The following is a 15,129-nucleotide window of genomic DNA, read 5'->3' as shown; positions in this document are numbered from 1 at the left end:
TTCTCAATTATAACCGACCGTGTGCAGGTGCATAGTCGTCATTATTTGACATTCATCATGGCATCCCATTTTTGCTGCCACTCTTTATACGTAATCGGGCTCTCCGGGCTTAAGTACGAATTTCGTTCGGTATCGGGAAGCATCAGCCCTTGTTGGTAAAAATGAACCAGCAGCTCTTTGACCTGATTCCCTCTGCCTTCTTCCAACGCCCTTCTGACTTGCTTAGCCATACCCATGCCTAATTTATTTTGAGGATCATCCCCGTCCCCATTCTTGAACAACAGTTGCTGTACCGACCGAAGGTTTCCGTATGCGGATCTCAGTTGTTTATCACTAAGCCCTTTCTCCTCTACGTAATACACATACCAGAAAAGACTGCTAATCTTGCCGCGTACATCCCGCTCTGGATGCTCAAAATAATAATTGAACCCCTCCTGGTTGCCGAACAGAACGGAGTTCATCCATTCGCCAGGCAGATTCATAAAGTTATATGTGTACTGGTTCGAGGACAGAATCAGACGATGGTGCACCCGGGGATACTTAAAACCGTGACCCAAATATAAAATCTTGTCGACGTTGCTTTTGAACTCGGGTACCCACTTGGAAAAATAGTCATACTTCTTTTTCATATCCTGCAGCATCGATACGGATGTTTTCTCCAGATATGGCGTGGTCACGATTGTGATCGGGAGATCAATCTGGTGGATTTCCTTCCAAAACTGACCTCCGTACAGGGAGATATTCTGCTCGATCTCCCTACCCTCGAACCGCTGGTAGCCGGGCCTTCGTTCCAGCTCCTGCATCCCCGTATACAAGGGTCCCGGATAACCTTCGACCTCCAGCTTCATCTCGCCGAAAGAATAACGCATCCGGCCAAATTCCCAGCCTAAATAAACGTATTCCGGAGGACGGTCTCCGTTATCACTCTTTAAATATACATGCTGATGACCGGGAAGCGGATACCAAGCGATATATCCATCCAGCTTAACTTCGGGCCCCACACTGTAAACCGAAAATTCCTCACGGGAGTACCCAGCCATAAAGTCCATGACCTTTCCTCTATATTCCAGCTCGGCTTGAATGTCCCCTCCCTTGGCATCGCCAACCATCCTTACCGATATCCGCTCTCCCTGTCTGCGATAGGGAGCGTCAATGCCCTGGAGTTGGACACGCTCAAGCTCGAACATCCGGTTCAGGGTTAAGGGAAGCTGCCTCATGCCTGATAACTCGGAGGCGGGTATCGTTAGCTTCGCCGTCACGCGAAGCTCATCGTTTGACAGTCGTTTCAGCTTGATATCATAAGAAGAAACATGATAAAAGGATATATTCTCAGGATCATCGACATAAGAAACCGTGGGGTCTCCTAGCTTCTCATCAATTTGGGCATATCGTTCCGCCCATAGCGTGCCGTAGGGTACGGCTGCAGCTATCGTCAATACGGCAGCCCCCAGCACGGCGAGCCATCCCGCTTTCCGCAACATCGTTGGCCGCTTACGGTTTAACAAGAACAAACACACCGTTAGCAGCAGGAAAGTGAAGGCAAGCACGAACCACCGGGAACTCATTAAATCTTCCCTAAACAGACCGTACCCCCAATTCTCATATTCAAACCGATTGGATTGAAGGAAGAATTGGTTGAGGTGAAACACTTGAGCCGGTATCCATCTTAATTCGCTGATAATATAAATTTCCATGAAAAACGTTCCGAACATCCATGCACAGAAACCGATCAAATAAACGATCCGGTTCGGAATGCTTGCCCCAAGGAGCATGGCGAGCGCGAGTGTCACCATATAGGAAACCTGGTACTGCACCGCAAATTGCATGGTATGCATCATCGCAATATGACCGGCGATTCCTTGGCTAACCGACAGGATATAGAATATAACCGAAGTCGACAAGGTGAACAGGGAAAAGTACAACAAACTGACCACATATTTCGACGACACCAAGGTAAAGAAAGAAACAGGCAAGCTGTGATTCCATTCAAAGGACCGACGGCGGACATCCCGGCGAATGGACAAGATGCCAATTAGCATAGCCGGACCCAGGGTCATCGTATGACCCAGCATGTGGAATGAATAGGCCGCCGTGTACAGATTATGGTTCGGTCCGCTGCCGCTTGCCGCCTGCAGCATCATAATGATGAACAGAATCGCATAGATGATCGGAAGAGAGGCAAACAAGGGATTACCGAACAAAAGCCGAAGCTCAAGGAGACTATGCCTCCACCACTTATGCATGACGATCCCTCCGCAGCAGGCTCAGATATCCATCCTCCAGTGTCGGATCCGCGGGAAACGCCCCTGTAACCGGGGCCGTTTGGCCGATAAACCGGCACAGGACGCCTTCCGGAACGGTCCGGGTAGATACGACGGACATGGGATCAATCAAGGCAAATTCATCCGGACTCATCACCGCTTCCCATACTTGTCCCTCCCCGCATGCCTGCAGTTCAGCCAGACTGCCGTTCATGGCCAGTCTCCCCTTGTTCATGACTGCGATACGACGGCAGTTGCTCTCGATATCGGCAACGATATGGGTGGATAGCAAGACCGTCCGGTCGATGCTAAAGCGGGTTAACACATTGCGGAACCGGACACGCTCCTGAGGATCCAGCCCGGATGTCGGTTCGTCAACGATCAAGATATCTGGTGTTCCCAATAACGCTTGGGCAATACCCAGCCGCTGCTTCATTCCCCCGGAGTAAGTACGTACTTTTTTATCAGCCTTCCCCTGGAGATTGACCATCTCGAGCAGCCTGGAGATTTCCTTCTGTCTGGCACTCCGTTCCTTGATCCCTTTCATGGCCGCCACATAATCCAGATAATCTCGTCCGGTCAACTGCGGGTAAATGTGAAAATGCTGCGGCAAATACCCGATCATCTGCCGAATCTCCTCCGGCCGTCCAATCGATATCCCGTTCACTCTCACCTGGCCGGAGGTCGGCGACAATAAGGTCGCCAGAATGCGCATCAGCGTTGTTTTGCCGGCGCCATTGGGGCCCAGCAGACCGGTCATGCCTTTATCCAATTGTAGAGAAACATCCAAGAGCGCCCATGCACCCTTGCGATAGGTTTTTGATAAATGCTCAATGGTAATCATTCTAGAATCCTTTCACCATTAACGATTATGGCATAAGCCGCGCGGTTTACGTTACTTGGAACGAACCATCGTCTTAAAAAGTTTGGCATTTCCAACGTTTTAACTTCAATTCGTTTTATAAGGTACAAAAAAGCCCGTGATCCTTAAAGCGGATTGCGGGCATGATCTATATTCACCTGATGTCAGGCTCTTATTCAGTTATTATAACATGCGAAGATGCGGTTCATCCGTAAACCTTCAGGCCATAAATATTTCACACCGCAAAAGATTAACGGGATGGATCATTCACATGCTTATAAGCACGATCCTTACCGATGTGCCTCATATTGGTTGGCGCGACTGATCGCTTGGATCGATTGGATGTCCTGCGGCGATAATTCTTCCTTATTTCCCGCCACCAAGTTATGCAGCAGCTGTTCGAGCGAGCTAGCTCCAGGGATGGCGCAGGCAACAGCGGCAGGGGCCACAGCATATCGAATAGCCAAATGGGACAGATTCATGCCACGGCCAACCTCTTCAAGCCCCTTAAGTATATCAAGCAGCTCATTTTTGTTGTAATCCAGATAGCCCTTCTCGGCTTTGATTGGCCCGCGGTCCGACAATATGCCGCGGGCAACGGGTCCCCGTGCAATGGCGGATATTCCGTTCTCAGCAAGGAAATCGAGCACCGCTTCCTCCGGTCTCCGGTCCAAGATGCTGTACTGGGTCATGACGCTGACGATATTGGATTTTGCGACATACTCCCGGATGACGTTCGGCCGAACGGACGAGATGCCGTAGTATCGAATCCACCCTTCCCGCTTCAGCTCTTCAAAAGCTTCAATCGTCTCGTCAATCGGATCATCAAGCGTCCCCCCATGAAGCTGATACAGATCGATATAATCCGTACCGAGTCTGCGAATACTATCCTTGACAGCGGATTTGATGTAGTCCTTGGAAGGATCCCATACCAAGCCATCCTTACCCGGCACACGACGGTTGCCGACTTTGGTGGCGATGATCACATCCTCGCGCCGACCTTGAACCGCTTTGCCTACCAGTTCCTCGTTACGGCCTCCGTTGTACAGATCCGCCGTGTCCAGAAAATTCACACCCCGGTCCAGCGCTTCATGGATAAGCTTTACGGCTTGTCCCTCATCCGTACCCAGTGACATACAGCCCAGCCCGATTTCGCTTACATACAATTCCGAAGGTCCTAGCTGATTGATTCTCATGCTTGATCTCCTCCTCTTCCCTATGATGAATAAGGTTCTACTTCTTTACTTACCCTAAAATATCGATCCAGATCTTCACGGCTGTAACTGCAATGAGAATCGCCAAAGCATACCGCAGCAGTCGGACGTTCATCTTGCGACTGATGATGGCGCCGATGGGGGCACCCATCAAGCTTCCGGCAACCGCGAACAGGGACGGCCAGATCGGAATGTCGCCCGAGGCGATTTTGCCAATGACACCCCCGACCGCAGACAGAAAAACGATCGCGAGCGAGGATGCGATGGTTATCCGTGTCGGTATCTTAAGAATCGTCAGCATGATGGGTATCAGGATAAAGGCACCGCCAGCGCCGACAATCCCCGCAATGCCGCCGACGATAAAAGCGGCTCCCATCGCAATCCCTGAATGATAAGTCACCTCGTTAACCGACCTATTTTCCAGGGTTGCCCGGGTCGGCACAATCATCAATAACACCGCGATAACCGCCAGAAAACCGTAGATCACGTTAATCATTCCGCTTGTCATCAGCATCGAGGACAGACTCCCGATCAGACTGCCAACCAGGGTGCTTACCCCCATCTGAATGACCAATGGTTTGTGAAAATACGACTCACCGCCGCGCGAACTCATCCGGTTGGTGATCATGCCTGACAATGAGGCGAAAAATACCTGCAACATGCTGATGGACGCCACCTCCTTGGAGGAAAAGGCCTCCAGTCCAAACCAGGAAGGAACGTAGAGCAGCAAAGGAAAGTTAATGATCGCTCCGCCAATTCCCAGCAATCCTGAGAAAAAAGAACCGATGATACCTATAAAGATCATAACTACAAGTTGCACTATCAAGGTGATCGATCTCCGTTCAATTTAATATCGTGACCGCGCACATTGCTATTGAATGTACCCCATTGTTGATTTATAATAAAACCAAGTATTTATATCGGAAATCAAGGAGGTATGTGGTGATCATGTTGAATAAGCTGAAATTCCTCTTCCAGGACCGTTGCCCTGACTGCGAGCAGAAACTGATCTCCAGACAGGAAGACATGGCTACGATCAAGCATTGCCCGGATCACCACTACACCGAAGAAACATATAACCAGTTGGGAGTTACGATTGTTTATCATCCCAGCAAAGATAACAGCTAAACTTTGTCTAAAATCCGTTAGCCACCTCGGACTGAGATCTTTGGATTTATTCCGTTACCTCTGTCCATTCCCGTCCGGCAAGCCTGACCAGAAACAGAACTGCGATCTCGGCAACCATCACAACGAGCGAGCATATAAAAATCACAGGGATCATATCGCCCGAATCCAGATTTAAGATGAACGGATAGGCGATAAGCCATAGCAGCTGCGCGGCCATAAACAAGTGCCTCCGGAAGCGAGCCTTATGATCCAGTCCGGATTCGGCACCTGCGAAATTGGCTTGAATGCCTCTGCAGATTCCGAAAATCAATACCATATGCAAGCAGATGGCAGGCAGTTGAATCAGCAGCTCCTTCACCGATTGCATAGGCACGCTGCCTGTCTCCACCTCAGGAAACCAGAATGATGAAAGAACCGACCAGATCAACAGCAGCCAAGCGGATAGATGCCCTGCCTTAAAATATCCGTTCAACGCCTGAAGCCGCCATAATCCCGAAGCAATCAACAGGTATCCCAGCATATCCGGCAACAGATCCACCGTTTTCAGCTTAAAGTCGACAAGTACAAGCAGCAGACCCCACACGATGCGATAATGAGCGCTTCTCATGGTTTCCTTCTGCTTTCCCGAACAAATTCCGTCATTTCTCGATCCGTCGGACTTGGATGATAAGGAATCATCGTATCTCTGTACCAATAGCGACGGCCGTCCTCCAAAAAGGTGGTTCTCAATATCAACTGATATACCTGCATGCTCTTCTCAAGCGGCGGCATATCAAATTGGTGGCTGACTCTAATGGAATCCCCTTTATTAATCTGGAATGGAAGTTGAATCTCATTGATAGGTTCACCTCTTAACTCGATGTGCGCTTCCGAAGGCGGAGACCGGTAACTAGTACCCGGTATTTGTCTGGAAATGTCGACAAAGATTCGGAGATCTCCTTCCTCTGCGATATCAAGCAATTTCGATGAGAACGCCGTTAACTGAAGCGGCCGACTCACGACGGCAGATTCGTAGCCCAAGTTATCGGAAGAGGATCCGCCGGACGTTCCCGATATCGGATCTTGATTTTCCTGACCATATACGCCAGGCCATACGTAAATCTCCCCGATATCCACTTGTTCCGAGGTTCCATCAGAATAAAGGGCGGTAATCTCTCGAACGAGAACCGGCTCCTTCCGCTGCTCTCCTGCCCCTTCTTTCCCATGGGCGGGTTTATCTAAATTCACCATTACTTTTCCCAGGTACTGCCTCTGATACTCTGCATATTGAGGGTGTGGCGTTACGATCTGTTCGGGATAACCTTCGATCCGGATGGAGCTTAGCGTCTTGTCTGCTCGTTTGTCCTCTACATAATACAAGTCAAATACACTGCCTCCCCCTTCCCTTGTTTCCACATGATGCTCAAGGAATACGGTTCTTCCCAGTTGGTTGGCTTCATAATACCAGATATTCCCGACCCAGCTGCAGGCTACGAACAGGATGGCGAGAACATAATACCATTTCTTGCTCATGGCCCCTCCTTATGTATCATGCGATTGTTCCATATTATTAAACTATCTTAACACGTAAATAGATGAAGAGGGTTTGATCAGGGTTAATTTTTCATATGATTCTGACGAGGGAACTCCATGAATTTGAAATAAGGTGATGGCTTCATGGACAGACTATTTGAAGCCACCCTAAAATCAAGGAAGGTGTTCATGATGAATCCATCGATCGAAGAGGTCACCCATTGGCTTCAATCCAAAAGCAATCACACCCTGCACATATCCAAGCAAGAAGCGAAGGATCAGGACCAGATTGAAATACAGCTGGAGCGGTTTGAACACCAGCAGCATCAAGAGCAGTCCATCGACGGCTATGGAGACCGCCATGCGCTCCTGCTGCACGGCCCCGGCGTGGTCATCACCGCCGGCCATGAAGCCCCGCTGCCAAGCAATGCCTTTGTCATCGGACTGGACGGGTTAACGGCTGCGGACATCCAAGACCGTCAAGTGGTGCTCACAACGGACCGGGGCACTTATTCCATCACGGCAACCTGAGGGCAGCCGGCATGAAACAGCAAGAACCGCCAGAGTTGTTAAATCTCTGGCGGTTCTTTTGGCTTTTATTCAGCTCACACTCGTTCGAACCTCCAGATAAAGCTCTGGAAATCCCCATGCATCGCGGGAATGGCCAATCCGGCATTCATCAGTCGGTCTCCGCCATAGATGTTTCCATCCTCCACGCACTGATAATCCCCTTCCGGATCCAGCCCCATCGTGCGCAGCCACACAATCGGCGCATTCGCCTCGCTTAATATGCGGAAGTAGTACAACACCGCTTCCGAGCGGTCCTCGGAGACGATGGTCCAGGCAGCTTCGTTCCCTTCGAACGGATTCCGAAGGCGGTAGAAATCCCCGAACTGTACCAGATGCCGAATCTCTTTATACAGCTTCACCTGCTCACGAACCTCTTCCTTTTCCCGCTCACTGAAGGCTGTCAGGTCCAGCTCATATCCGAAATTGCCCGACATCGCCGCATGACCTCTCGTACGCAGCGAAGTATGCCGGTGCACCTGATGATTCGGAACGGCGGACACATGGGCTCCCATAGAGCTAAGAGGATACACAAGGCTCGTTCCGTATTGAATCTTCAATCGGCTGACGGCATCGGAGTTATCGCTTGTCCACGTCTGCGGCATGTAATACAGCATCCCCGGATCATAGCGCCCGCCACCGCCGGAGCAGCTCTCAAACAAAATATGCGGGAACTCAGTCGTCAGTTGCTCCATCACCCGATACAATCCCAGCATATAACGATGGGCTGTTTCCCGCTGGCGTTCAGGCGGCAGCGCAGCCGACCCGATCTCCGTCATATTTCGGTTCATGTCCCATTTCACATAGGTGATCGGCGCACTCATTAGAATGCTCCGAACCATATCGGCCACCGCATCGCCTACTTCCTGACGGGAGAAGTCCAGGATCAGCTGCTGTCTGCCTTCCGTTCGCCGGCGTCCCTCCACATGCAAGCACCAGTCCGGATGCTGACGGTACAGATCGCTATCCGGTGAAATCATCTCCGGCTCGAACCACAAACCGAACTGCATATCCAGATTGCGAACCCGCTTCACGAGATCTTCAAGGCCCTCCGGCAGCTTGTTCTTGTCAACGATCCAATCCCCAAGGGAAGTCGTATCGTCATTTCGTTTGCCGAACCATCCATCATCCAGCACGAACAGCTCGATACCGAGATCCCGTCCGGCGCTGGCGATTTGCTCGATTTTATCTGCGTTAAAGTTAAAGTAGGTCGCTTCCCAGTTGTTAACCAGCACCGGGCGAGTGGCATCCCGGAATTGCCCACGGCTCAGCCTTGTACGGTACATCTTATGATAGCGTCTGGACATTCCGCCCAAGCCTTCCGCTGAGAAAACCATTACCGCTTCCGGCGTCTGGAACGATTGTCCCGGCTCCAGCAGCCATGAAAAATCGAACGGATTCAATCCCATCGTCACCCGGGCTGTTTCGTATTGATCCACCTCAACCTGTGCAGAGAAGCTGCCGCTGTATACAAGGCTGAAGCCGTACACCTCACCGTGCTCTTCGCCGGCGCCTTCGGACAGCAGCGCAAGAAACGGATTATGGTTATGGCTGCTCGAACCTCTGCGGCTCTCAATCCCCTGCATGCCGGGGGATAATCTTCTGCGCTGCACATGGCGCTCTCTCGCCCATGCCCCGTGGAGATGCAGAAGATCATAACGGCTATGATTCATATCCACGCTGGCGCTCATGGCCCGCAACAGGGTGATGTTCTCCTTACTGTCATTACGGAAGGACACGGAGCGCGTGATGGCGTCGAACGCATTCATGACCGTATAAGACAAATAAATCGTCAATCCACTTACCCGATCCAGCAGTTCCAGCTCCAGCGTATCCGCCTCAGCATCCTGTTCCGCGTATACGGCAGGCAAGCCTTCCAGCTTCGGTTTGCCGCTGTAGATCCGGTGACGGACATATTCCGCTTCGGTGACCGTGGTCCCGTTAGCCAGCTGTACCTGGTACGCAGGCTGGCGGAAATCGCCGCTGCCGTAGCCCGGGTATTCTTGAGGCAAACTGTCCAGGGAAAAGGAAGCATCCTCCCGAAACGGCGACGGCGAAAAGGATGCTCTTCCCCTCCGTTCCAGCAATCCGCCGATGCGGTTGTCGCGAATCCGCCGCCCCCAATAGGCATGCGCCGGATAGACGCCCCGCACAAGCTCAATCACATAACTTGACCGCTCGCTCTGGAGATGAAATATCCCCAGATCTTCATGAACATGTATACTCACTGCTTTTGCCCCCTAACCAAGGTCTGAGTAAATCTCCATGGTCCTTCTTAAGACCCTACGGCGGTCGTCCGTTCCAGAATCATGACGTCCCTTCCCGGAATCGTGACATGGCCTGAAATCTGCCGGCTGCCCAGGAGATCGAATTGATTGGCAGAACCTGCATCAAACGTCATCTCTTCGGCATTGTGGTTCATGATGAACAAGTAGGAGTTCCCCTCCTTCACTCGTTCTACCACCTCTACCCCGGCAGGTGTATTCAACAGCGGCTTCACACCCTGTTCTTCGCACAGATTAGCAAGAAATCCCTGGAGGAACTGCGCATCTGGACTGCTCGCCACATAATAGGCCTGCCCTTCGCCAAACGCATTCTTCGTTAGAACAGGAGTGCCTTTATAGAAGTCGGATCCGTATTCAGCCAGAATCTCTGCCGTCTCCGCATGGATGACGTCGCACAAAATTCCACATGGATAACTTCCACGCAGTGATCCCCAATCCTGCTTCATATGGATCTGATTTTGCTGCCCGGGAAGCAGGGCATCGATCTCCTCGGCCCATATTCCCGTCACACGGCGCAGTTCGCCGGGATGGCCTCCCAGTGTCACCAGATCGTTCTCATTGACGATGCCGCTGAAGAAGGTCGTCACAAAAGTTCCGCCCCGGGATACAAACTGCTCCACGCGCTGGGCAACACCCGGTTTCACCATATACATCACGGGGGCAATCACCACATCGTACTTGCTCAGGTCCTCCTCGAAGCCGATGATATCGGTCTGGATATTCAGCTGATACAGCGCATCATAATATTTATGAACCTCATCCACATAGTTCAGGGCCTTGGAAGGTCCGCTTGATAGCTCGAGCGCCCAACGGTTCTCCCAGTCATACATGATCGCTACCTTGGCGTCTGAACGGGAATCGAGCAGCTTGTCTCCGAGCTGCTGCAGCTCTTGCCCCAGCTCCGCGCATTCCCGGAAGACCCGGGTATGCTCATGTCCCACATGCTCAATCAATGCGCCGTGGAACTTCTCGCATGCCCCCACCGAACGGCGGAGCTGGAAGAACATGACCGTATCCGCGCCATGGGCTACGGCCTGATAACTCCACAACCTCATCACCCCTGGACGCTTCGCGGAGTTGTAAGGCGACCAGTTCTGAACGCTTGGGGTCTGCTCCATCAGCATGAACGGCTGTCCGCTTTTCAGCCCGCGCATCAGGTTATGCGACATCGAAGTAAAGCTTACCGGCGTATCGATCGCGGGATAGTTGTCCCAGGATACCACGTCCATATACTTCGCCCACTCAAAGTAATCCAGCTCCGGATAAAATCCCATCAGATTGGTGGTAACCGGAATATCCGGCGTAACCCTCTTCAACTCATCTCTTTCCAGTCGGTAACATGCCAGCAAGCTGTCGGACTGGAAGCGTCGATAATCCAGCGATATCCCCTGGAAGAACGTCCGGTTTCCGCCAAACTCCTCGCTCAGCGCGTTCGGCACCACAATCTCGTCCCATTCGTAAAAGGTATGGCCCCAGAACCCGGTATTCCATGCGGCATTCAGCTTATCGAGGGTCCCGTAACGCTTTTTCAGCCAGACGCGGAACTGCTGCTCGCAGTTATCGCAATAACAATAACCGCCGTACTCATTCGAGACGTGCCATATGACCAGCGCCGGATGATCCTTATACCGTTCAGCCAGCTTGCGCGCCATCAGCGCCGAATATTTGCGATACGTCGGGCTGTTTGGACACGAGTTGTGACGACCGCCGAATTTACGTTTGCGTCCATCGTAATCAACGCGCAGGATGTCCGGGTATTTCTTGGCCATCCAGGCCGGATGCGCCCCCGTGCTGGTCGCCAAGCAGACATGAACCTGCTCCTCGGCCAACCGGTCCATAATTTCATCAAGCCACGCGAAATCATAGCTGTCCTCATCGCGCTGCGTTCTGGCCCAGGAGAATACATTGAGGGTCGCCACGTCAACGCCGGCCAGTTCAAACATCCGCAAGTCCTCTTCCATCGTTGCCTTATCCCATTGCTCGGGATTGTAGTCCCCGCCATACCATATCTTAGGGAAATGCTGATTAATCATCGAATTGCCTCCTTCATCGTTCTTTAGCTAAGAAAATCGTATCTATCGACGTACTTTGAATTTTAAAGAAAAGAGGCACCATCCCATGTCATGTCGGACAGGGATCATACCTCTTATGAACGATTAGCTAACTTGGATTAGAGCATTGCTCCTTACTTTTTCAGACTATCCCAGGATGTCTGCATATCCTCAAGCATCTTGTTCGCATCGGATTTGCCTGCGAAGAAGGCCTGCATCGCTCCGGAGAATTCCTGGGCTACACCGTCAGGGAACTTCGCGGATTGTCTTGGCAATACTTTTCCGGCTTGCACGTACTCCCACACGGCTGAACCCAAATCGCCCATATCCTCAGGTGTTGCTTCGATTGTCTTCAAAGCCGGGATGAATTTGAATTTTTTGACGATGTACTCTTTGCCGATATCGGATGTGACAAACCAGTTCAGGAAGGTCTTCGCTTCTTCCTTCGATGCGGAATCCTTGTTGATGACCAGGTTCGCAGGTACCCCTACGTTCAGCTTGTCATTTAGCTCCGCATTGTCGCCAAGCGGCATCGGCAGATAGCCGAGATTCAGGTCCGGATTGATGGCATCAATCTCGGTTTGGGCCCAGTTGCCGTTCTGCATCATGGCTGTTTTGCCCGTAGCCAGAAGGGAAATAGCCGTATTGTAATCGGTGGTCAGCGGGTTTTTGTTCCCGTGATCCAATGTCAGCTGCATCAGCTTGGCCCACTCTTCGAACTTCGCATTGCCCGCAAACTTTTGAGTGCCGTCGTTCAAGCCCTGGATAAAAGCATTCGGGTCATCCTGCTGGGCAAACGCCGGGTTAATGCCTTGGTTACCGATCAACCACCATTCCTGGTAAGCGTTCGCAAAAGGAGTTATGCCTGCCGCTTCCAGCTTCTTCGCAGCATCTTCCAGTTGGGCATAGGTTTTAGGAAGCTCGGTAATGCCTGCTTGCTCAAACAAATCTTTATTATAGATGTAACCCCATCCTTCAAGGTTCATCGGCATACCGTATACTTTACCGTCTTTGGTCATCGGCTCTTTTGCCATGTCCACCAGATCGTTCACCCAAGGCTGATCGGACAGATCCTCCAGGCGATCAATCCACATCTCCATCTCGGCGTCGCCGCCATTGGAGAAAATATCGGGCGCATCGTTGGATGCGAATTTCGTTTTCAGTGCAGCACCGTAGTCAGCGCCGCCGCCCACGGTTTGAATGTCAAGCTTGATGTTCGGGTATTCCTTCTCGAATTCAACCTTGAGTTCATTCAGGCCGTCCACGATCTCGGTTTTGAATTGGAAAATCTTAACCGTCTTAACTTCGCCGGAAGCTCCATCCGAGCTTCCGCCCTGGCCTTCCTCCGACTTGCCGCCGCAAGCCGCAAGCAGCAGCGAGAAAGCCAGCAGCATCACGAGAGATAATTTCATTTTGTTCATCTTTACTACCCCCTAGTATTGTTTATATATAAAGATGGAAAAACCGATTTGGGAGAAGCTAGGCTGCCTTTACCCCTTAACGGAGCCAGCAGCGACACCTTCAACAATGTACTTCTGTAATGACAGGAAGAAGATGATAATCGGCGTGATGCCCAGCACGAGAGCCGGCAGCGCCATATCCCATTGCTTCGAATACTGCCCGAAGAAAGCAAAGGTCGCAAGCGGGATCGTCCGCAGTTCCGGGCTTTGCAGGATCAAGGATGGCAGCAGGTAGTCGTTCCAGACCCACAGGCAGTTCAGGATGATGACCGTCACCATCATTGGTTTCAGCATCGGCAAAACGATACGGCCAAATACTCTGAACGGAGAGGCTCCGTCGACCGTGGCCGCCTCTTCGATTTCAAGCGGAATGCCTTTCACGAACCCATGGAACAGGAAGACCGACAACGGGATGCCGAGTCCCAAATAACTGAGAATCAAACCCACGATACTGTTGTTAACGCCCAGGAAGTTAATGACCTGCAGCAAGGGAATCATAATGGATTGGAACGGAATGACCATGGCCGATACGAACAGCATGAACACGATTTGATTGAATCTCGTATTGGACCGGACCATTCGGTAAGCCGCCATCGCGCTCAGCAGGGCGATAATCAGGTTGCTGATGACCGTAATGATGACGGAATTCACAAACGCTTCCGGGAAACGGGTCATTTCCCAAGCCTTGCTGTAGTTGTCAAAGTGAAAGGCGGTTGGCCAGTTGGCCGCGTCGACCATAATATCGCCCAGCGATTTGACCGAGTTCACCAGCAGGAAGTAAAAGGGCGCCAGGAAGATCAGCGCAATGAACACCATCACAATCTGCAATACGATCGTGGAAGCCGACATAGGAGGTTTTTTCGATCTCATTTAAGCTTCAACCTCCTTCTGCTTCGTTAATCGGACTTGAATGAGCGTGATGACGGCAACAACCAGGAAGAAGATCAGGGACTTGGCTGTTCCGAGTCCATACCGGTTGTTCAGGAATGCCTCATTGTACACGTTCATAGCCAGCGACTCCGTGGAGCGGTATGGTCCGCCCTTGGTGAGCGACAGGTTCAGGTCGAACATTTTGAAGGACCAGGATATCGCCAGGAATAAACATACGGTGACCGCCGGCATGATAAGCGGAACGATGATGCTCTTGAGCACTTGAAACCGGTTCGCTCCATCAATCTCGGCCGCTTCCATGACTTCCTTGGACACATTCGTAATGGATGCGATGTAGATGACCATCAGATAGCCTGACGATTGCCATACAAAGACCATGACAATGCCCCAGAAGCCGGTCACTTCGTCCCCCAGCCACGGAAGATTAAAGAACGGAATCCCCGTTGCCTCGCCAACGGTGGCAAAGCCCTTTATGAAGATAAACTGCCAGATGAAGCCGAGCAGCAATCCGCCGATCACGTTCGGCATGAAGAAGATCGTCCGCAGCCAGTTGCGCGCCCTAATATTTTTCGTTAAGAAGTAGGCCAGGAAGAATCCGACCAGGTTCGTTAGAAGCACGCCAACGATCGTAAACTTGGTGGTAAACCAGAAGGACTGTGCGAATGCGCTGTCATTTGTGAAAATCTGTTTGAAATTGTCCAGCCCGACCCATTCAACATTCCCCGATACACCATTCCAGTTGGTAAACGAGTAATACATCCCCATCACAAATGGAATAATGATCGTCATACCGAAAAACAGCAGCGCGGGTCCGATATAAACCAACTGCTGCGTCAAGGCAGCCGTTCTCTTGCTGTTCATGTAAATCCCCCTCCGCTTGTCCTCTCGTTTCTCTATT

Annotated in this window: 13 protein-coding genes; 2 read left to right on the top strand and 11 right to left on the bottom strand. The window is 51.4% G+C overall.

Going from position 1 to position 15,129, the window contains the following annotated elements:
- Positions 1–41: 41 nt before the first annotated feature.
- The 4 genes from ABEW73_RS23920 to ABEW73_RS23905 all read right to left on the bottom strand — a co-directional run bounded on the left by ABEW73_RS23920 (position 42) and on the right by ABEW73_RS23905 (position 5,163).
- A complete protein-coding gene (locus tag ABEW73_RS23920; protein ID WP_430161649.1) occupies positions 42–2,243 on the bottom strand; it encodes an ABC transporter permease in 2,202 nt (733 codons plus the stop codon).
- Positions 2,236–3,105, bottom strand: a complete 870-nt coding sequence (locus ABEW73_RS23915; RefSeq protein WP_430161651.1) for an ABC transporter ATP-binding protein — start codon at positions 3,103–3,105, stop codon at positions 2,236–2,238. Before ABEW73_RS23915 ends, ABEW73_RS23920 begins: the two co-directional genes overlap by 8 nt.
- A gap of 308 nt (positions 3,106–3,413) precedes the next feature.
- Positions 3,414–4,319, bottom strand: coding sequence for an aldo/keto reductase (locus tag ABEW73_RS23910; RefSeq protein WP_430161653.1), 906 nt, complete (start codon positions 4,317–4,319; stop codon positions 3,414–3,416).
- Positions 4,320–4,368: 49 nt separating this feature from the next.
- Positions 4,369–5,163, bottom strand: coding sequence for a sulfite exporter TauE/SafE family protein (locus ABEW73_RS23905; protein ID WP_430161655.1), 795 nt, complete (start codon positions 5,161–5,163; stop codon positions 4,369–4,371).
- Positions 5,164–5,285: 122 nt separating this feature from the next.
- On the opposite strand from ABEW73_RS23905, the gene ABEW73_RS23900 reads away from it, so the two are divergent.
- Positions 5,286–5,465: a hypothetical protein gene (locus tag ABEW73_RS23900; RefSeq protein ID WP_076325467.1), complete on the top strand. Its 180-nt coding sequence runs from the start codon at positions 5,286–5,288 to the stop codon at positions 5,463–5,465.
- 46 nt (positions 5,466–5,511) lie between these two features.
- Here the strand turns inward: ABEW73_RS23900 and ABEW73_RS23895 are convergent, their stop codons facing one another.
- The gene (locus ABEW73_RS23895; RefSeq protein WP_430161657.1) at positions 5,512–6,072 is read right to left on the bottom strand and encodes a hypothetical protein; all 561 of its coding nucleotides are present in this window, start codon (positions 6,070–6,072) and stop codon (positions 5,512–5,514) included.
- Positions 6,069–6,977 (bottom strand): hypothetical protein, encoded by a 909-nt coding sequence (locus ABEW73_RS23890; RefSeq protein ID WP_430161659.1) that lies wholly within the window; start codon positions 6,975–6,977, stop codon positions 6,069–6,071. The genes ABEW73_RS23895 and ABEW73_RS23890 overlap by 4 nt, the downstream gene beginning before the upstream one ends.
- Before the next feature lie 144 nt (positions 6,978–7,121).
- Between ABEW73_RS23890 and ABEW73_RS23885 the strand changes: the two genes are divergently transcribed.
- Positions 7,122–7,508: a hypothetical protein gene (locus ABEW73_RS23885; RefSeq protein ID WP_430161661.1), complete on the top strand. Its 387-nt coding sequence runs from the start codon at positions 7,122–7,124 to the stop codon at positions 7,506–7,508.
- A 74-nt stretch (positions 7,509–7,582) separates the two neighbouring features.
- Here the strand turns inward: ABEW73_RS23885 and ABEW73_RS23880 are convergent, their stop codons facing one another.
- The 5 genes from ABEW73_RS23880 to ABEW73_RS23860 all read right to left on the bottom strand — a co-directional run bounded on the left by ABEW73_RS23880 (position 7,583) and on the right by ABEW73_RS23860 (position 15,092).
- Positions 7,583–9,772 carry an alpha-galactosidase gene (locus ABEW73_RS23880; protein WP_430161663.1) on the bottom strand — a complete coding sequence of 730 codons (2,190 nt, stop codon included), beginning with the start codon at positions 9,770–9,772 and terminating at the stop codon, positions 7,583–7,585.
- Between the two features lie 47 nt (positions 9,773–9,819).
- On the bottom strand, positions 9,820–11,862 hold the full coding sequence (locus ABEW73_RS23875; protein WP_430161665.1) for a beta-galactosidase: 2,043 nt from the start codon (positions 11,860–11,862) through the stop codon (positions 9,820–9,822).
- A gap of 152 nt (positions 11,863–12,014) precedes the next feature.
- Positions 12,015–13,301 (bottom strand): ABC transporter substrate-binding protein, encoded by a 1,287-nt coding sequence (locus ABEW73_RS23870; protein WP_430161667.1) that lies wholly within the window; start codon positions 13,299–13,301, stop codon positions 12,015–12,017.
- Positions 13,302–13,370: 69 nt separating this feature from the next.
- Positions 13,371–14,210: a carbohydrate ABC transporter permease gene (locus ABEW73_RS23865; protein WP_430161669.1), complete on the bottom strand. Its 840-nt coding sequence runs from the start codon at positions 14,208–14,210 to the stop codon at positions 13,371–13,373.
- On the bottom strand, positions 14,211–15,092 hold the full coding sequence (locus tag ABEW73_RS23860) for a carbohydrate ABC transporter permease (protein ID WP_430161671.1): 882 nt from the start codon (positions 15,090–15,092) through the stop codon (positions 14,211–14,213). It abuts the gene before it with no gap.
- Positions 15,093–15,129 lie beyond the last annotated feature (37 nt).

Source organism: Paenibacillus lautus (assembly GCF_050482385.1).
GTDB lineage: Bacteria > Bacillota > Bacilli > Paenibacillales > Paenibacillaceae > Paenibacillus_AQ > Paenibacillus_AQ lautus_B.
Note: the sequence above shows the minus strand (reverse complement) of the source record. Positions and strands in the feature narration are given on the sequence as shown.